This is a genomic window from Aidingimonas lacisalsi (assembly GCF_008079445.1).
Taxonomy (GTDB): Bacteria; Pseudomonadota; Gammaproteobacteria; order Pseudomonadales; family Halomonadaceae; genus Aidingimonas; species Aidingimonas lacisalsi.
Window position 1 is genome coordinate 250,898 of record NZ_VRYH01000005.1, and the last position, 19,001, is coordinate 269,898.

Annotated in this window: 18 protein-coding genes; 9 read left to right on the plus strand and 9 right to left on the minus strand. The window is 58.2% G+C overall.

Annotated features, from left to right (window positions below; all coding sequences use genetic code 11):
* Positions 1 to 237 precede the first annotated feature (237 nt).
* Entirely contained in the window at positions 238 to 792 is a 555-nt protein-coding gene (locus FVV99_RS12560) for a helix-turn-helix domain-containing protein (RefSeq protein WP_148254417.1), read from the plus strand.
* A gap of 249 nt (positions 793 to 1,041) precedes the next feature.
* Here the strand turns inward: FVV99_RS12560 and FVV99_RS12565 are convergent, their stop codons facing one another.
* Together FVV99_RS12565 and FVV99_RS18685 are read right to left on the minus strand one after the other, a co-directional pair.
* On the minus strand, positions 1,042 to 1,626 hold the full coding sequence (locus tag FVV99_RS12565; RefSeq protein ID WP_148254418.1) for a hypothetical protein: 585 nt from the start codon (positions 1,624 to 1,626) through the stop codon (positions 1,042 to 1,044).
* A 63-nt stretch (positions 1,627 to 1,689) separates the two neighbouring features.
* Positions 1,690 to 2,007, minus strand: a complete 318-nt coding sequence (locus tag FVV99_RS18685) for a hypothetical protein (protein WP_201745101.1) — start codon at positions 2,005 to 2,007, stop codon at positions 1,690 to 1,692.
* Between FVV99_RS18685 and dusA the strand changes: the two genes are divergently transcribed.
* Entirely contained in the window at positions 1,994 to 3,028 is a 1,035-nt protein-coding gene (gene dusA, locus FVV99_RS12570) for a tRNA dihydrouridine(20/20a) synthase DusA (protein WP_407921349.1), read from the plus strand. The two genes, FVV99_RS18685 and dusA, sit on opposite strands and share 14 nt — an antisense overlap.
* Positions 3,029 to 3,054: 26 nt before the next feature.
* On the opposite strand, the gene FVV99_RS12575 is transcribed toward dusA, so the two are convergent.
* The 4 genes from FVV99_RS12575 to FVV99_RS12590 all read right to left on the minus strand — a co-directional run bounded on the left by FVV99_RS12575 (position 3,055) and on the right by FVV99_RS12590 (position 9,526).
* Positions 3,055 to 4,083 carry a succinylglutamate desuccinylase/aspartoacylase family protein gene (locus tag FVV99_RS12575; protein ID WP_148254420.1) on the minus strand — a complete coding sequence of 343 codons (1,029 nt, stop codon included), beginning with the start codon at positions 4,081 to 4,083 and terminating at the stop codon, positions 3,055 to 3,057.
* Positions 4,084 to 4,161: 78 nt separating this feature from the next.
* Positions 4,162 to 4,860 (minus strand): hypothetical protein, encoded by a 699-nt coding sequence (locus FVV99_RS12580; protein WP_148254421.1) that lies wholly within the window; start codon positions 4,858 to 4,860, stop codon positions 4,162 to 4,164.
* A gap of 182 nt (positions 4,861 to 5,042) precedes the next feature.
* A complete protein-coding gene (locus tag FVV99_RS12585; protein ID WP_148254422.1) occupies positions 5,043 to 8,234 on the minus strand; it encodes an efflux RND transporter permease subunit in 3,192 nt (1,063 codons plus the stop codon).
* Positions 8,231 to 9,526: an efflux RND transporter periplasmic adaptor subunit gene (locus FVV99_RS12590; protein WP_148254423.1), complete on the minus strand. Its 1,296-nt coding sequence runs from the start codon at positions 9,524 to 9,526 to the stop codon at positions 8,231 to 8,233. Before FVV99_RS12590 ends, FVV99_RS12585 begins: the two co-directional genes overlap by 4 nt.
* A 408-nt stretch (positions 9,527 to 9,934) precedes the next feature.
* Between FVV99_RS12590 and FVV99_RS12595 the strand changes: the two genes are divergently transcribed.
* Positions 9,935 to 10,552 carry a TetR family transcriptional regulator gene (locus tag FVV99_RS12595; protein ID WP_148254424.1) on the plus strand — a complete coding sequence of 206 codons (618 nt, stop codon included), beginning with the start codon at positions 9,935 to 9,937 and terminating at the stop codon, positions 10,550 to 10,552.
* A gap of 107 nt (positions 10,553 to 10,659) precedes the next feature.
* Positions 10,660 to 11,586 carry an alpha/beta fold hydrolase gene (locus tag FVV99_RS12600; RefSeq protein ID WP_148254425.1) on the plus strand — a complete coding sequence of 309 codons (927 nt, stop codon included), beginning with the start codon at positions 10,660 to 10,662 and terminating at the stop codon, positions 11,584 to 11,586.
* A gap of 31 nt (positions 11,587 to 11,617) precedes the next feature.
* On the opposite strand, the gene FVV99_RS12605 is transcribed toward FVV99_RS12600, so the two are convergent.
* Positions 11,618 to 13,108 (minus strand): TolC family outer membrane protein, encoded by a 1,491-nt coding sequence (locus FVV99_RS12605; protein ID WP_236645402.1) that lies wholly within the window; start codon positions 13,106 to 13,108, stop codon positions 11,618 to 11,620.
* 142 nt (positions 13,109 to 13,250) lie between these two features.
* On the minus strand, positions 13,251 to 14,090 hold the full coding sequence (locus tag FVV99_RS12610; RefSeq protein ID WP_148254426.1) for a fructosamine kinase family protein: 840 nt from the start codon (positions 14,088 to 14,090) through the stop codon (positions 13,251 to 13,253).
* Positions 14,091 to 14,395: 305 nt separating this feature from the next.
* Between FVV99_RS12610 and FVV99_RS12615 the strand changes: the two genes are divergently transcribed.
* Positions 14,396 to 14,707 carry a Nif3-like dinuclear metal center hexameric protein gene (locus FVV99_RS12615; RefSeq protein ID WP_148254427.1) on the plus strand — a complete coding sequence of 104 codons (312 nt, stop codon included), beginning with the start codon at positions 14,396 to 14,398 and terminating at the stop codon, positions 14,705 to 14,707.
* Here the strand turns inward: FVV99_RS12615 and FVV99_RS12620 are convergent.
* Complete coding sequence (locus FVV99_RS12620; RefSeq protein WP_148254428.1) at positions 14,704 to 15,675, minus strand: LysR family transcriptional regulator; 972 nt, start codon at positions 15,673 to 15,675, stop codon at positions 14,704 to 14,706. The genes FVV99_RS12615 and FVV99_RS12620 overlap by 4 nt on opposite strands.
* A 163-nt stretch (positions 15,676 to 15,838) precedes the next feature.
* Between FVV99_RS12620 and FVV99_RS12625 the strand changes: the two genes are divergently transcribed.
* The 4 genes from FVV99_RS12625 (at position 15,839) to FVV99_RS12640 (ending at position 18,992) form a co-directional block, all read left to right on the plus strand.
* On the plus strand, positions 15,839 to 16,696 hold the full coding sequence (locus FVV99_RS12625) for a transporter substrate-binding domain-containing protein (protein WP_148254429.1): 858 nt from the start codon (positions 15,839 to 15,841) through the stop codon (positions 16,694 to 16,696).
* A gap of 100 nt (positions 16,697 to 16,796) precedes the next feature.
* Complete coding sequence (locus FVV99_RS12630; protein ID WP_148254430.1) at positions 16,797 to 17,453, plus strand: amino acid ABC transporter permease; 657 nt, start codon at positions 16,797 to 16,799, stop codon at positions 17,451 to 17,453.
* A gap of 11 nt (positions 17,454 to 17,464) precedes the next feature.
* On the plus strand, positions 17,465 to 18,172 hold the full coding sequence (locus FVV99_RS12635; RefSeq protein WP_201745087.1) for an amino acid ABC transporter permease: 708 nt from the start codon (positions 17,465 to 17,467) through the stop codon (positions 18,170 to 18,172).
* Positions 18,159 to 18,992 (plus strand): amino acid ABC transporter ATP-binding protein, encoded by an 834-nt coding sequence (locus FVV99_RS12640; RefSeq protein WP_148254431.1) that lies wholly within the window; start codon positions 18,159 to 18,161, stop codon positions 18,990 to 18,992. Before FVV99_RS12635 ends, FVV99_RS12640 begins: the two co-directional genes overlap by 14 nt.
* Positions 18,993 to 19,001 lie beyond the last annotated feature (9 nt).

Here is a 19,001-nt window from a genome sequence, read left to right on the forward strand (position 1 = left end):
CTTCAGTGCATACTTGCCTTATGCGTGCCGATGCTAGATAACAGCCGGCACGCTTTTTCTTTTCAAGCTCCATCTTCCGAATTCCACGCCGGTTTCGCTATTCTTCCTTTCCTGCAGTGACGCCGTTGGTGAAGGAACTTCTCAGGACCAACAGTTATCTCAACGTTGATGCGCGTTATTGCACAGTCGCTGGCGAATGCCAGAGCATGCCTTATCCCCTGAAACGAGATACATTCAATGGAAGAACTAGGCGCAAGGATCAAACGGTTACGTGAACACGCTAAGCTCAACAAAGCAGCGCTCGCCCGTCAGGTCGGTGTATCGGATGTCACCATCGGCTATTGGGAAAGCGGTGAAATCAAGCAAATCGGGCACACCCGTCTGGTCGCACTGGCTGAAGCGCTCGGCTGCGGGCTAGATGAGCTACTGACGGAGTCGCCAGAAACACCCTTTCCTTTTCTGCAACTGACGCCGACGCTGCCACTCCCTTGGCAAAAGCATGCCAGTCAGGTAACGGCCCTACCGATCTCATGGCCAAACACGCGCGAGGCCCCCATTCCCTGTTATATCGTGACGCCATCACCGGAAGCGACCTTCGATCACCTTCCTCGGGGAGACCTGGCGGCCATTACACCGACCGAAAGCCATCAGGGTAACGGGCTCTATATCGTCGAATACCAGGGGCGACTATCGATACAACGAATGGAGAACGACAACTTACACTTGCCGTCGCGATCCACGCCGCATATTCATGGCAGGCTCATCGCCCGCTGGTCGCTTGTGTCGGACTGACAGGAATCGGTGCGGTTGGAGCAGCAGATAGGTCCCGGTATCCCCAAGGGCAGGCGGCCGTGACAAACGATGGATCAATCCCTCCTTCCCTAGCAGGGTTGATCCATCGGAGCGGCCTCCCTGTCGCTGAATCGAACGTCTTTATTCATTATCGTCCCACCTGACAGTTAATCGCTCCCCGTCAAATACCTCTGGTCAAGAAGCTCGAAAAATGATTGCCCGACCATCGGAACGTCCATTAACAGGCAGTCAATTGCCGGCCTTGTAAGCCGTGGAGTACGTAGCCACCGCACCTTCATACTCCGCTTGTGATACCAACGGCCCACTCAGGTGCTCGCCTTGGCCACCTATGACTCGTTGAACCGACGGCGGCTGCACACCGGGGGGAGACATCCTGAAGGTAATCGTGTAGTCACCATCGGGCACACCACTTTCCGGTCCCAACGGTCCTGCCTCGAACCGGCCATCCTGCACAGCGACTCTAGACCGCCAACTCAAGCGGCTACTACTCCGCTCAACGATAATCACGACTTCGGTGTCATCGGGCAGGTTCGTGTCTCCGGAAATCAGCAGACGACGATTCGCTTGTCGCTCCGCCGACAACGAGACATCGACAGGCGCTGACAACGTCTCGACCGACTGCGACTGTGATTCAGCAGTGGCGGTATCCTCGTCGACTGCAGCCGGTTGAGTCGTCTCCGCTGGCTGGCTGCTTTCACCATCCTCACCGTCGCCTCCACAGCCAGTCAGCATGAACAGCAGCAACAGCGGCACCAACGTCTGGGAAACGACGCCCCTCTGCGCAAAGTGTCTATCGACACGCCTTGTCGCCATAATCGACACCTTTACCACCTCAGTTACCCGATACTGAACAAAACAACAGCATGTTGTGCCATCCTACCTGCCAGCATAATCGATATCTCCTTGATCTCGATATGTTGCGTGGCATCCGTTCATATCGCGCATCGGGGTGACGGGCTCGATCGCGCCACATCGGCAATGCGAATTTGCGCCAAGTATGAGAAACTGCCGTCCTTTCGACGGCGCATCCTTGATGCCTGTCGTTGCCACGAACACCTCCCGATGTACCAAATTGCCGGCACCCCATGTGCCAAACCAGTACCAAGGCATGGCAAAGAACGGGGCGAAATCACTGTAGTCATGAACCGTTATGATCGATAACGCAACCGCCACAACCAGGATGAATACTGACATCACGCGGCCTGAGCTTGATAGGACATTCTCCGTCGCCCCCATGATGGATTGGACGACTCGCGACTTCCGCGCTTTCGCGCGAACGCTGACGCACCGCGCCCTATTGTATACCGAGATGGTGACGACTGGGGCGATCCTCTATGGCAGCCCCCGTGAGCGCTTTTTAGGATACAGTGATGTCGAGCATCCCTTGGCGTTACAACTGGGCGGTAGTGACGCCGGAGAGTTGGCAGAGTGTGCGGCGATCGCCGAAGCCTGGGGATATGACGAGGTCAACCTCAACGTCGGGTGCCCCAGCGACCGAGTGAAGAACAACCTGATTGGCGCTTGCCTGATGGCGTATCCTGATACAGTCGCCAAGGCGGTGCGCGCCATGCGTGAGGCCGTCTCGATCCCTGTGACCGTGAAGTGCCGTATTGGTATCGATGATCAGGACGAGGATGCGGATCTCGAGCGCTTCGTAGCCACTGTTGCCGATGCCGGTTGCGATGTTTTCATCCTGCACTCCCGCAAGGCATGGCTGGAAGGATTGTCCCCCAAGGAGAATCGCGATGTACCACCACTCAACCGCGCACGCGTGTATCGTCTGAAAACGAACCACCCAGCGTTGCACATCGGCATCAACGGAGGCCTCAAGACGCTCGACGAGTGCCGAGCCCAACTCCAGCATGTCGACAGCGTCATGGTCGGTCGCGCAGCTTACCAGAACCCCTGGCTGCTGGCAGAGATCGATCAGACCCTATACGGAACTGCCGGTCCCGCCGAGAGCCGGCATTCGGCGGCGCAGGCGATCCGGCCCTATATCGCACGACGCCTCGAAGAAGGCGCGAAGCTCAATCATATTACGCGTCATCTGCTGGGTCTGTTCCAGGGCTGCCCCGGCGGTCGCCGGTTTCGACGCCACTTGTCGGAAAACGCCCACCGTAGCGGTGCAGGTCTCGACGTCTTCGATGATGCGCTGGCCTGGGTTCCGGAAGACCCCATACCGCACCATCAAGCCAATGGCCTGGCAGCCGTGTGACACCCTTACGGCGTCAAATGGTCCGATCAGCTCAAGCCATTGCTGGGTTCATAGTCCGATTGAAAGGATTCCACTGCGTTCTCTGCTTCTTCGATGGCTTCGAAACGCGCCACGTGGAACAGTGCTTCGCCTTCGTTAGCCAACGGCAGATTGCCCATACCGATCACGATTCCGTCAGCCGTGGCTTTGACTTCTCCCTCGGCATTGCCAAACGGGTCCGCAACCAACCCCAGCACCTGGCCCCTGGAGACGCGAGCGCCCAGTCTTACCCGCGGACGTAAAATGCCATCGATCGGGGCACGCGCCCAGCTCGAACCATTGGCCACTTCGGCCGGCGGTGGGCGACGTCGACGATGCTCCCCTGCCAGCATCCCGAGCCGTCGCATGACGCGTAAAACACCACGCACCCCCGGCGCAATCGCCCATTCATCGAACCGCAATGCCTCACCTGCCTCGTACGTCAGCACCGGTACGCCGCGATTCTGGGCATAATGACGCAAGCTGCCTTCGCGCAGTTCAGCATTGAGGATGACCGGTGCCCCAAAAGCATCTGCCATACTCGCGGTTTCCGGATGTGACGTTAGTTGTGCACGAATCTGTGGCAGATTGGTGCGATGAATCGCCCCGGTATGCAAGTCGATGATATGGGTGGCCTGATCGACGATCTGCTCGCGAAACAACGAAGCCACTCGCGAGCCGAGCGAACCTTCACCGCTACCCGGAAAGCAACGGTTCAGGTCACGGCGGTCCGGCAAGTAACGGCTGTGCTGCACGAAGCCGAACACATTGACGATAGGCACCGCAATCAGCGTGCCACGTAGCCGGGCAATCGCGCGGCTTCGCAGCAAGCGTCGTACGATCTCGACGCTATTGATTTCATCACCATGAATGGCACCGCAAACCAGAATGACAGGGCCTTTCTGGCGCCCGTGCACGACTTCGACCGGAATATGCAGAGGTGCATGAGTGTAGAGTTTCGCAACGGGCACATCGATCTGAGCACGGCCACCCGGCTCCACCCGGGTGCCGGCGAGTTCGAAAGCGGGTCGGGCCATCGTCCGTCCTTATTGACTGTCTGAAACAGGGCTCCTTTATACGGGATCAGCGTATCAGAAACGAGCCCGACCCACGTATTATGTGGCTGACCCCCCATTATGTGCCGTATCGTCCTGCCCCTTGTTCTTCTGCATCAAACGCAGGTGGCTAAGATACGCACGCGCATCCAGATAATCCGACTCCAGAACGCTGCGGTACGCCTCCTCATCGGCGAGGTACTTCACCAGAACCCGGCGTTCCCCCACCTGTGGTCGCGCGCCAGGCTTACCATGAAGACGGACCTCACTGGCTGGGTCATCGACGAAGATCGCCGTTGCGTATTCCCCGCTATCCGGATTCTCAGTCACGCGAACGGTCTCGCCCAACTGGCATCGGTGCGCTGCTGCAGGATGGCGGTGAAACCAGCCGTGTAGACGTCGGCAAAACGCCTCGGCAACCGGAGATGCCGCCACGAAGGTCATCCAGAGTACCAGGACACCCACAGGCACCCGGAATAGCCCAAGCGACATCCAGCGTAATGCAACGAGTTCGATCACCAGCGTAAAACTTCCCGCCATTACCAGCAGCGCCGTGATCGCGACGGTGGCAGGTACTCCGGCAAAGCCGAGCGACACCATGGTACTGGCCAGATGATCCCCCTTGAGGCTGTCGCGCTCGAACAGTTCAACGGGGAGCAGGCGAACCGCCACCAGCAACCAGTAGAGAACGACCAGCGGCAGTAACAAGGTGAACAGAACCAGCGGAAAGCTCAGAGCAATTCCGAGTACGGTCTCCATGGCGTGCTCCTTACGCTGGTACTTAGCCAGCGAATGGGTTTATACCTTCATCATAGACCACTCATCCAGAAACATGCCCAACATTGAGTTGATCGATATCAAGGCTGCATACAAAAACGGGCATTCCACCCGAAAGTGGAATGCCCGCGAGCTATCGCCAGAAACTGGCTAGCCAGACACGATCAACGCTGATCGTCCTCCAGGGCCGGTTGGCCGCCCTGCGCCTCGTCGTGTCGTTTCCCCCTCTTTCGCTGCATCCAGTCGGAGATACGAGCGATCATGGCGTAGAAAGATGGCACGAAGAAGCTGGCCAGTATCGCGACCGTAGCCATCCCTACCGCAACCGTGGTTCCGATATGGTGACTACTGGTCGCACTGGCACCCGTGGCCAACGCCAATGGCAAGGTGCCGAAGATGAACGCCAACGATGTCATCACGATCGGACGGAAGCGCAGTTCAGCGGCCGTGATGGCGGCATCGGAAATCGACTTGCCCTGCTCACGGCGCTGCAACTCGGCAAACTCCACGATCAGGATCGCGTTCTTCGCCGCCAGCCCGATAACCACCAGCATGCCTATCTGCACATAGATACTGGTATCCAGACCACGCATGACGATACCGCCGATCGCCCCCAGGAAAGCGAATGGCGTGGAGGTTAGCACCGCCAGTGGCAGCGACCAGCTTTCATACTGAGCCGCCAGAATCAGGAAGACCATGATCATGCCGAAGATAATGGCCAACGTGGCCGTATTGCCCATTTCAGACTCCTGGTAGGCCGTCCCGGTCCAGCCCATCCCCCAGTTACTGCCAAGGGTGTCCTGGACGACCGACTCCATCGCCTCGATGGCCTGTCCCGAACTGTAGCCGGGTGCCGGCCCCCCCTGGAACTGAGCGCCGAGGTAAACGCCGAAGCGCGATACCACCGCCGGCTTGGCATCCCGCTCAAGCTCCACGAATTCCGACAGGGGGATACGATCGCCGTTACCACCACGTACGTAGACGTTGTTGATATCTTCCGGCGTCTTGCGGAACTCATCCTCGTTCTGCAAGTAGACTTGGAAGTTACGGTTCTGATAGCTGAAGTAGTTGACGAACCCTGCACCGAACGTAGTCGACAATGTCGAGTTGAGAGCGTCTATCGACACGCCGTAACTCAACGCCTTCTGCTGATCGATTTCTGCGCGGTAACCCGGCACATTGGTATTGAAGGTCGTGAACACCTCCTGCAGCACGGGATGCTCGTTCGCCGCTTGCATGACCTGCAGAGACGCCTGGTAAAGCTCTTCCGGTGACGCCCCTTCATACGATTGCAGATATCCCGTGAAGCCGCCGGTCGTTGACAGCCCCTGAATGGGTGGCGCATTGAAGGCCATCGCCGAACCGCCATCGATCTGGGCTCCCAACTGCATGATCTTGCCGACCAATTCATCGGCGGTGAGATCACGTTCCGGCCAGGGCACCATGTTGACGAAAACGATTCCACGTGCCGAATTGACCGCGCCGGACAAGATATCGTAACCCGCCACAGCCGTGGAATACTGAACCCCTGGTATCTCCTCGATCTGGCTACTCAACTGATCCATGTAGCCATTGGTACGAGCCAGTGACGCAGCATCCGGCAAGGAGACACTCGCCAGTACGAAGCCTTGGTCGGTCTGTGGAACCAAGGTCGACGGCGTGTTCTGGTACATCCACCATGAGCCGAAACCAACCAACGCAGTGAGCAATAGCGCCACCCCCCAGAATCGCACCAGGAACTTCACTACCCACATGTAAACGGCCGTGATACCGGCAAACAAGCGATCGAACAAGCGCAACGGCGTATTGACCGCCCGCATCAACTTCGACTGCTGGAGCTGGGGCTTATGCTTGATGAAGATCGCCGACAGAGCGGGTGTGAACGTCAGTGCCATCAACGCTGAGAAGGCCACTGAAATGGCGATGGTCAAGGCGAACTGCTGATATATCTGCCCGGTGAAGCCCCCCAGGAACGCGACCGGAATGAACACCGCTGCCATGATCAACGACGTCGCAATGACCGGACCACCGACCTCCTTCATGGCGCGGATCGTCGCGTCACGAACCGAGGTATCCTCTTCCTCACTGAGCACACGCTCGACGTTTTCCACCACCAGTATGGCATCGTCGACCACGATCCCTATCGAGAGTACCAAGGCGAACAGCGTCAGCAGGTTGATCGAGAATCCGAAGGCGTAAAAACCGGCAAAAGTCGCAATGACCGAGACCGGCACCACCGACATGGCAATGATCGTGAAGCGCCAGTTCTGCAGGAAGATGAACAGAATGACACCGACGATCAGAAACGCCTCCACGAAGACATGGAGCACGGTTTCCACAGAGGCATCGATGAAGAGCGTCGTGTCGTACGGAATCACATACTCCATCCCCGCCGGGAAGCGCTCTTCCAGCTCGACCATGGCTTCCTTGACGCCATCCGCCGTCTCCAGCGCATTCGCCCCTGGCTGCTGGTTGATGAGGATCGGCGTCATGGTATTGCCGTTGAGACGCGCATCGATGCCGTAAAAGGACGCACCCAGTTCGATACTGGCCACATCGTCCAACCGCAACGATGAGCCATCGGGGTTGGTACGCAAGGGGATCTCGCGGAAATCATCCGCATCGTTGAGCCGGCCATCCGCCGTGATGGTATAGGTATAGGCTCGCGGATCTTCCTGAGGCGTCGCGGCGAGACTGCCTGCCGGCACTTCGGTATTGTGAGACTGTATGGCGCTGGACACCTCGGCAGGCGTCAGATCGTACTGAGCCATCTTGTCCGGGTCCATCCAGATCCGCATGGCAAACTCACCGCCACCCAGCACCTCGGCGTTACCGACCCCGGACACCTGACGCAACTCATCGAGAACGTTCAGGGTGGCGTAGTTCTGCATGAAGACGTTGTTGTAGTCGCCTTCAGGTGAGATCAGTGCGACCAGCAACAGAATCTCGTCGGAACTGAGCTCGACGGTAACGCCTTGATCCTGTACCGACTGCGGAAGCTGCGACAGCGCGCCTTGAACCCGGTTGTTCACGTTGATGGTATTGATATCGCCATCCGTGCCGATATCGAAGGCCACACTGAGGTTGACCGTGCCATTGTCGGCACTGGTCGAGGTCATGTATATCATGTCCTCGACCCCATTGATGGCCTCGGCCAGAGGCGCTGCCACCGTCTGCGCCGCCGTTTCGGCATCGGCACCGGGGAATTGCGCCTGCACGGAGACTGTCGGCGGCACGACGCTGGGATACTGCTCGATCGGCAGTACCCGCATGCTCATCGCTCCGATCACCGTCAGGATAATCGCCAGCACCGTGGCGAAAATCGGGCGTTTGATGAAGAAGTTGGAGAAATTCATGCGTCCTCGGCTCCCTCATCATCGCCGTCGGCGGACATCTCGTCACCGCCCTGGTCACCTTCCGACGCCTCGCCAGGCCCAGCCTGCTGTTCGGCCTGCTGCTCGTCAGCCTCTTGCTGAGCTTCCTCGACGATCTCCTCAGCGTCACCATCGAATGCCTGCGGATCGAGCGCGATGCCCGGCTCGATACCGGCGGGGTCACCGACCACGACACGATCGCCACTTTCCAGCCCTTCACGGATGATCTGCCAGGGCCCCGCGACTTCGCCAAGTCTGACGGTGCGCGAACGCGCCTTGTTGTCTTCATCGAGGACGAACACCTGAGGGCCCATCAATCCTTGTGTCACGGCGATCTCGGGAACGGCCAGCACGTCATAACGCTTCAGGCCATCCAGCCGCACGCGGACGAACTGGCCCGGCAGAACGGCGGCCTGCGGGTTGTCGAAAACCGCTGCCGCCTGAACGGTGCTGGTATCCGAATCGACCCGCGAGCCCAGGAAGTCCAGACGTCCCTGCAGCCGGGCATCCTCTCTGTCATCCAGCGCAGGAATTCGCAAACTGGCACCGATGTCCGACACCTCCGTATCGTCGGATAGCTGCTGACGCAGCTCGAACGCATCACGCTGAGGTAACTGAAAACGCACTTCCAACGGGTCCAAGGGCGTGATCGTCGCCAACTCCGTACCATCCGTGACGAGATTGCCCGTATTCACCTGATGTAAACCGATCATTCCGGATACCGGTGCGGTCACTTCAGAGTAATCCAGATCCAGATGCGCGCTCGCCAACGCCGCCTCTGCCTGCGCCACGCTGGCCTGCGCAACACGCTGGTCGGCTAACGCCTGATCATACTGCTGGCGGCTGACCGAGTTCTGACTCAAGAGTTGTTCGTAACGTTGCGCATCGCGATTGGCCCTGGCCAATTCTGCCTGGGCACTCTGCAGGTCCGCTTCACGTTCATGGACAGTGGCCTGGTACAGGTCTGGCTCGATCGTGAAAAGCGGATCGCCTTTCTCGACGAGTTGTCCGCGCTCATAGTGACGCGCTTCCAGGAAGCCAGAAACGCGTGCCACCAGCGTCACCTCGTCATCGCTACGCAGCAACGAAGGATATGACTTTTCCAACGGGATATCCTGCCGGGCCATTTCCATCACTTCGACCGGACGAGGAGGAGGCTCCTGTCCTCCCTCGGCCTGCCCCTCGGGTTCCTCTCCCTGACCACAGCCTGTCAGCACCATCACGGCAACAAGCATTGCCAGGCTTCCACGAAGCGAGAGACTCTTCTTTTTCATAACGTCGTTTCCATTGATCTTTTCGTGAGACGACTGAACAGTCAGTCGGAACGCAAACCGCCAAGACGGGCAATCGCTTCGAATGGCCCTTGCCCATGTTCAGGCATCAAGATAGATATACCGCGCCACACTCGATTCGCATGTCCGGTTCACTCGGCAATGACCAGGATGGCGAGGAGAAGCTCTCTCCCGAGACGCTTGTGGCATGAATTAGACTCCGCGAATGAGACGTTTGTCGATGGCTCCCTCCTGGAACCCATCGGGAACCATGCATTATAGTTACATGCATGTATGTATGCTAGGAGGGGTGCAACCTTACATCCATACACACATGCATGTAAATCGCGACGTCCGCCTTCATCTGCGGTAAACTGAATTATGAAACCTATGTGAAATTGATTGAACACCATGCCCAGACGCACCAAAGCCGAAGCCGCCGCGACTCGCGAAGCCTTGCTCGATGCCGCCGAAGATGTCTTCTTTGACAAGGGTGTCGCACGCACCTCACTGGAGCAGATCGCTCGCCACGCCGGTATGACGCGTGGTGCCGTCTACTGGCATTTCAGAAACAAGGCGGATCTGTTTCGCGCGCTATTGGAACGTGTGCGCATGCCATTCGCCGACCTGGTCGACGAGGTCGAACATACATCCGAAGTCTCACCACTGGAAACCATTCGCCTCGCTTGCCATGTCAGCTTTGAACGCCTCGAGCAACCGCGCTATCGCCGTATCCTTTCCATACTCGTTCACCGTTGCGAATTCTTCAGCGACATCAATCCGCTGGAAATGCAGGATGAGCTCGCCAACGAATGCTTCGGTGAACTGTGTGAACAGTTTCAGCGTGCCCATGATCAAGCCTTGCTCGTTCCCACTCTGACGCCTGAAACTGCCACCCGCCTGCTCCAGTCGACCCTCGGCGGTCTCTTTCATGACTGGCTGCGTAGACCCGACGGCTTCTCCATCATCACCGAGGGTGGCCACGTCATCGACACCCTGTTCGAACTCATGCAACGTCCCGCGAACTGACAGTTCGTCCGTCAATCTAGCTTGCCTGAGTGCATCGCGCTAATATTGCATAGCAACATAGCGTCTACACTCTAAGTCTGTCGAGTCCCAAAAACGAAGGTTGGACGATGGACAAGCTCGAGTTGATACGTGTACGACAACTGGAAATAGCCGTGCGTGTCTGGCACCCGGAAGCGCCGCGAACACTCATCGCCTGGCATGGTCTGGCCCGCCATGGCGGAGATTTCGAGGGCCTGGCCCGCTCTTTGGGCCCCGAGTGGCGAGTCATTGCTCCCGACACGCCGGGACGAGGGCTATCGAGTTGGTCGCTATTCCCCGCCCACGACTATCTCTACAGCCATTACATGCAGATTGCCCTTGCTCTGCTGGATCACTATCAGCTCGAATGTGTGCCTTGGGTAGGTACCTCCATGGGCGGACTGCTTGGTATGTTGATCGCCTCGAACGACAATCACAGCGACCGCATCGAGCGCCTCATCCTCAATGACGTCGGTCCGGAAATCGATCCGGACGGCCTCACTGGACTCGCCGGCTATTTCGCCATTCCCCACCGTTTCTACACCTTCGGTGAGTTGCTGACAGAACTCCGCGAACACTATGCATCATTCGGCATCGACGATGATGCTACCTGGCAGACCATGGCGCTGAACAGCGCGCGTCGCCTACCCGACGGCAGTTGGACCTTCCACTACGATCCCCGCATTGCCGAGCAGTTCGTCAACGATACGCCGCGAGACACCTGGGCAGACTGGGCTGCAATCCAGTGTCCTCTGATGGTCATACGTGGTGCCGAATCATCGATACTCTCTGCCGCGACAGTCGAGCGGATGCAGCAACGACACCCCGGATTAACGTATTTGGAGGTAGCCGGCTGCGGTCATGCCCCCATGCTCGACAAACCGGCTCAAACCGCACCGATTGCCAGCTTCCTGGATCGCCCCGCCGAGCGCTGCTCGAACCGGGCCACCTTCGTCGAAGGACCATTCTGGCAACGTCTCGTGCACTGGCTCAAATCACTATGGCCACGCTCGTAGCGAGGCAACCACGGCCGAGATGCAACGACACTCAGTTGGCGGGCTGTTCAGGCGGTGCCCCAATATCCATGGCATCATCGTAACGGCTACTACCATTGGCCGACTCATTGGGCAGCGCCAGAGATACCTGATCCTCGTTACGCAACCACTCGTTGACTGACCGAACGGCATTGGTATCCAGGATACCGCTCTGCTGACGCAGTTCGAGCAAATCGATTACGTAGTCGTAACGCGCTTCCGCATGATTGGCGATGGCGTCGTACAGGTTCTGCTCGGCATTGAGGACATCGACGATGTTACGGGTACCGACCTCATAGCCTGACCGGGTGGCTTCCAGGGCGCTTTCGTTGGACTCGATGGCCTGGCGGCGTGCTTCGACACTCTCGACATCGTTGCTCACTTGAGTGAACAGCGAACGAACCTGCTGTATGGTATCGCGACGCTGTGCCTCGGCATCGTACTGCGTGGACTCGAGCTCATAGGTACTCTGCTCGATACCGGCGCTGGTAGTGCCCCCCGTATACAGCGGCATACTGGCTCTCACGCCGAACTGACCGCTCGAGTTGTACTCTTGCTGAAACTCGCTGTCAGTATCGGAATATTGATAGCTGGCAAACGCCTCGAGTGTCGGTAACCGCCCGGCTTGCGATACATCGACAACGCTACGTGCCACATCGACACCGGCTTCTGCCATCAGCAGGCTCGGATTGTGCTCCATCGCCAATTCGACCCAGTCGTCTCGGTTGCCTGGCTGAGGAGACTCGATCGGCAACTCATCACCGAGACCGTCGATCGTGTTATAGCGCTGCCCTGTCAAACGTTCCAGAGCTTCGAAGCTGACCTGTAGATCATTTTCCGCCGCGATCCGGTCGGCGCGTGCCTGATCGTAGCTCGCTTCGGCCTCATCGACATCGGTGATCGCAATCAAGCCAACATCGAATTGCTCACGCGCTTGTTCGAGTTGACGCTCAATGGCCGTTTCCTGAGCTTCGCGTGCTTCAAGAATGTCATGCGCCCGCAGGATGTCGAAATAGGCGGCTGCCACATCGTAGAGCAGTTGCTGTCGCGTCGCCTCCAGTGAATGCGCTTGCTGCTCTATTTCCTCTTCCGCGCGTTCCAGTTCATGCCACGCCGTGGCGTCGAACAATGCCTGGGTCGCTTCCAGTGATGCACTCACGCTGTTGTAATCATCTTCGACACCTGCGCTACTTCCGGTACCGGTACCCTGAGAGGAACCGGTCTGTCCGTTATAAGTTCGGTTGTTCGCCGCTTCAGCCGAGGCATTGAGCTGCGGCAGTAAATCGCCGCGCTCGACATCGCGACCCGACTCGACACCGGAATAACTCGATCGTGCCGACGCCAGAGTCGCATTATTGGCCAAGGCATCGCGGGTGATCGTCAAGAGATCGGCCGCCTGTACGGGGCTCGCCATGGCAGTCGCAATCATCAACGGCAACAAGGTGCGACGACCAAGGACGGCAAGTCCCCGGCCGGAGAAAGCATCATCAATCAAGGGCGACATCAGGAATTCCTTTGCTAGGCGTAGACAACAGTTTACATACAATGCCGCATGTTTGCCTGCGAATCAATCGCGGATAGCGTACACATAAGAACCTAGCTCAGGGACGAGCGACATGAAAGGTCGACATGCCGCTGCATGACCTCTACCCCGTTTCGACGCATGCTACAGCGCGTTCGACGGCACCGCGATAAGCGCCACCAAACAGCAGCAGATGATTGAGTAACGGATACAGCTGGAATAATGCCTCGCGCACCGACCAGTCATCGGGACGCCGGCCATTCCAGTACGCTTCAAAGAACGTGTCGCCCGGAGAGCCGAACAGCGTCAGCATCGCCAGATCGACATCGGGATAGTGGCAATATACTGCTGGATCGATCACGGCCGGCCCTTCCGGGGTGAACAACACATTACCCGACCACAGATCCCCATGTATGAGGCTGGCCGGAACATCCTCCAGCCAACGCTCTAGATCGTCGGCGACTCGCTCGATCCGCTCTCGCAGCGATGCGGCCATCAAACCACGCTCATGGCAGGCCATAGCCATCGGCAACAGGCGCCGTTCGCGTTGGAAAGCTCGGCCATCCGCCATGGGCTCGTTAGGTTGAGGTGTCAATCCGCAAGCATTGTTACGCGGCCAGCCATGGGTATCGCCTACCACGGAATGTAGCTTGCGTAAGCCCTCCCCCAGGGCGGCGTCGTCCCGGCGCCGTGGCCCTGAAGACTCCAGCGCCTCCATTATCAACCACCCATCGGCCACGGCCAGCACCACCGGCACCCGCAAGGAACTGCCGGCGTCGCGCAGGGCTTGCAACCCATCGGCTTCGCCTTCCAGTCGTTCCGCATCGTCATGTTTGACCACGACTGGCCCATGGTCAGTATCCAAGCGGCTGACCGAGGCAATATCTCCCCCGCTCAATGGGTTAAGTTCACCCAACGGGACAATATCATGGGTCTCCAGCAGGGACATCAGTACGTCGTTCATCACGTCTCCCTATCGTCATTCTTCCGACACTTTTGTCAGAAATCGCCGACAACGCCTGTTAGCCATTTTAGTGTCGTGCTGTCATCCCGGTCCTCCTGGCCGGTCACTTGTCGTAGCGTATCGTCCGTGCATGACGACAAGGAAGGTTCCATGGCCGATTCGACAGGATGGGAGTTCACCCTCGCCCGGTAGCTCGATCTCGCCGAGTTCAACCACGACTGGCGCATCAGCGCCCCTTGCATGCCAGGCCATGGCGTCTCAATCTATGACAGAGTAGCAATGTCGCCATCATCAGGAGTTCGATCATGTACAAGCTTGCGTTTTTCGTCCCTGAAGAAGATGCCGAAACCGTCAAGGAAGCCGTATTCGAAACAGGCGCCGGGCAGATCGGCGATTATGAAGCGTGCTGCTTCCAGACTCCAGGAACGGGGCAATTCCGCCCGTTGGAGGGGGCAGATCCGCATATCGGCGCCGTAGGCGATCTGGAACGAGTCGAGGAACTCAAGGTGGAACTGGTGTGCAGTGATGACGTGGTCCATGCCGCTGTGGCGGCGCTGAAACTGGCCCATCCTTATGAAGAGCCAGCCTATGATGTGTGGCAGCTTGAGGATATCTAGCGTTTCACGGTTTCAGCAACCTGACCGCGACTGCCGTCTTCCGCTTCATCGGCACCGTTTCCATCGTGAGCGTGCTGCCACAACTGGGCAACCAGCTCCTGTATGAAATTGCGCACCATCAAGGATGGACGCCGACCGGCGCGTGTCACGATACAGAATGGCGAGGGGATATGGATGCTGCCGGGCATCAGAGCGCGCAGTTCTCCCCGCTCCACCCAATGCGAGGCATAATGTGCGGGCAGGTTGCCGATGAAATGCCCACTCAGTATCAGCAGCGCCTGCGCTTCCATATTGGACGCATGTGCCCCTACCTGGGCTCCTGGAAATTCCTGCAACTCCTGAAGGTTGGCATAGGGCCTGACCACGAAGGGATGTTGGCCGATTTCCTCGATGCTCAAGGCATCGTCCGGTCGATCGAATAACGGGTGGTGGGAAGCACAATACACACTATGCATCTCCGTATAGATCTGGCGATGCTGCAACCCTTCCATCTGGGTCGTTTCCGGCAGGATACCGACCTGAATATCGCCATTGGCGATCTCCCCGATCAGGTGATCGGGGCTCCCCACCGTGATGTTGATTCTCACCTTATGATTCTTGCGCAGGAATTCGCCGATCACGGCTTGCAACCGCAGCTCACCATTCATGATGGTGTTGTCTACTACACCGAGCCGTAGCGTGCCATAGACGGTACTGCGTAGCTCACTCATCTCACTGTCGAAGTCATCGACATCGGCCAGCAGCGCCTTGGCTCTTTCATAGACGATGGCACCACGCTCGGTCAGTTCGAACCCCTGTCGTCCTCGCCGACAAACGGTAAACCCGACACGTTCCTCGATCGACCGGACATGGAAACTGATGGCGGATTGACTCATGTGGAGTGCCGTTTGCGCCCCCGCAAAGCCGCGATGTTCAGCAACGGCGAGGAAAACGGCCAGACTTTTCAGGTCAGCAGCAGCAAGTTTCATGGAGTGTGCGTCATTGCGGTGCAACTTACATCAATATTTTAGGTGTTAACTGCAAAAAATAGCAATTTTTTTGTTGTAAATCCCCTGCTTTACTAGAGCCGACAACGACAAAACAGCTCTCGTCCTCGAACGTGAATCGTTACAAGAATCAGGAGGATCACACATGACTCGTCCATTCACGGCATCCATTATTCCCCGCTTGGCCTTCACAGCCTCCGGTATCCTGCTGACAGCCACCCTCGGCATGACAACGGCGCATGCCGACCTTCTCGAAGATATCAAGGATGAAGGGGTTTTCACCGTCGGCACCGAGGCACGTTTCGCCCCCTTCGAGTTCGTCGAAGATGGCGAGATCGTGGGTTACTCCGCCGACATCATGGCGGAAATCATGCCCGAGCTGGATGGTGTCGAACTCGACCGCAAGGACCTTCCCTGGCAGGGCATTCTCCCCGGCCTGGAACGCGAGCAATTCGACTATGTCGTCACTTCCGTGACCGCAACTCCCGAACGCATGGAACGCTTCCATCTGAGTGCCCCGATTGCTGACGCCACCATGGCCGTCATGACACGGGCCGGTGATGACTCGGTGGAATCGCCCGAAGACATTGCCGGCAAGGTCGCCGGTGCCCAAGCCGGATCGGCGCAACTGGACGCCCTGGAAGCCTACTCCGAGAGTCTCGATGAAAGCGTAGCGGCTATCGAGACCTACACCTCGGTCGACGAGGCCTATGCGGATCTCGGTAATGGGCGCGTCGATGTCGTCATCAACAGCCTCCCCAACCTGATGGAAGCCGCACGCACGCGCCCGGACACCTTCAAGGTCGTAGGCACCTTCGGCGATCCGGTCTACTTCAGCTGGGCCGGCCGCGACAACGAAGCCAGCGCAAGCCTCAACACATTCATGGACGAACAGATCCAGCGTCTCAATGAAAACGGCACCCTGGCAGAGCTACAGGAAAAGTGGTTTGGCGACACCATGGAGCTGCCAATGGAACTGCCTGCACCAGCAAGCAACGAGTGAGATAGGCCCCTTCCGCCCCATTGAACGATATAAACCGGGGGAACACCCCCGGTTCATCGCCCGATGCAGCGCATCCTCGGCCAAGCACTTCGGTACACTCATGCTCGACATCCTGATTGACAATTACTCCGTGCTCGCCCGCGGTCTGGCCTTCACCCTGATCGTCTCGCTGTCGGCGATTCTGTTGGGAATGCTCATGGGCATGCTGTTGGCATTCGGGCTAACCAGCCGCTTCACACTGGTTCGCCGGCTTGCCGGTATCTACCGCAGTTTCTGGCGTGGCACCCCCATCCTGCTGCAACTGTTGCTGGTCTATTACCTGTTGCCGGAATTCGGCTTGAACATTCCTCCACTACCGGCTGCCATCCTGACGCTGACACTCAACACAGCAGCATTCCAATCGGAAATCTTTCGCAGCGGCATCATGCATATCCCGCCGGGTCAGGTGGAAGCCGCTCGCATGGTCGGCATGAAGACCTGGGACATTCGGCGCCGCATCGTGGTCCCACAAGTCTTCCGGTTAACGCTGCCGCCGTTGACCAATGAGGTCATCACCATTCTCAAGAATTCGTCGTTGATTTCGGTCATCTCCGTGACGGAACTGATGCGCACCAGCGAACAGATCGCCTCACGCACTTTCCAGCCGCTGGACACCTATCTGGTCGCCGCGCTGCTGTACCTGGCAGTCAATCTGTTCCTCGCCCGGCTCAGCGCCCACCTCGAACGTCACATGAAAGGTGGCCTGGCCGCCGAGTAAGGAGAAACTTCATGTTCGACTTCCAGTTGTTGATCGAGATGCGCGGCCTGATCCTGCAAGGACTCTGGAATACCGTCTGGATCTGCTTCCTGGGCTGCCTGGTCGCGGTCACTTTCGGCCTGGTGCTTGCCTCGCTGCGACTCACCAGCCCACGCATTTTCGGCCCGCCCGTGGCCGTCTACATCGAACTATGTCGGGGCGTTCCGCTGCTCGTGATCCTGTTTCTACTTTACTATGGCGGCCCCAGCATCGGCTTGCGACTCAGCGCCGAAATCGCCGGTCTGGTCGGCATCGGCCTGTACGGTGCCGGCTATTTCGCCGAGATTTACCGTGCCGGCTTCCTGTCGATCCCCAAGGGGCAACTCGAAGCTGCCCGGATGCTCGGGATTTCCCGCCTGAACACGCTCAGGCGCATCCAAATCCCTCAGATGCTGCAACTGATCGTACCTCCCGGCACGAATCAACTGATCATTCTCGTGAAGGAGTCGGCACTGCTATCAGTGATCTCGGTCGACGACCTGACCAAGAACGCCACTGCCATGGTCAACCAGACCTTTGCCGTGATCGAGCCGTACCTGACCGTCGCGTTGCTCTACTGGCTGATCATAGAAACGATCGCCCGCGGCGGTTACACCCTGGAAAAACGGCTCGCACGGCGCGACTCGCTACCGACGCCCTCCCCCAAGGACACATCGAGAGACGCCCATGTCACATCTTGAGGCAACGACCGAAGCCGCCTTTTCTAACGCACGACGTGCCCAGGCCGAATCGTTGATCACCGCTCACGGTCTTGGCAAGCGATTCAGCGACTTGCAGGTGCTGGAAGATATCGATTTCGACCTATCCCCTTCGGAAGTCGTTTGCGTCATCGGCCCCTCGGGATCGGGCAAATCGACCCTACTCCGCTGCCTGGCCTTTCTGGAGCCCTATGACGACGGCAGCGTCTACATTCATGGCAAGTTGCTGGGTTACGAGCAGCGTGGCGGTATGCGCGTCCGGGCCAGCGAGAAAACCATCGACCGGGTACGCTCACCGATCGGCATGGTCTTCCAACACTTCCACCTGTGGCCACACCGTACGGCATTGCAGAACGTCACCGAAGCCTTACGTCTGGTACAGGGCCTGTCGCGCAAGCATGCCGACCAGCAAGGGCTCGCCATGCTGGAGCGCGTCGGACTCTCAGACCGCGCGCACCATTATCCCGAGAACCTGTCGGGTGGCCAGAAGCAGCGTGTCGCCATTGCACGCGCCCTGGCCATGAAACCGGAAGTCATGCTTTTCGACGAACCCACCTCGGCGCTCGATCCGGAACTGGTCGGTGAAGTCCTCGAGGTCATGAAGCAACTCGCCAGCGATGGAATGACCATGGTCATCGTCACTCACGAGATGGGCTTCGCCGCCCATGTCGCTGACCGGGTCATATTCATGGATCAGGGCCGGATCGTCGAAAGTGGCAAGCCCGGCACGCTGTTCCGTCACCCCAGAAGCGAACGCCTGGCGCAATTCCTGAACACTTGGCGGGAACGCACTCTAACCTGAAGGAGACCT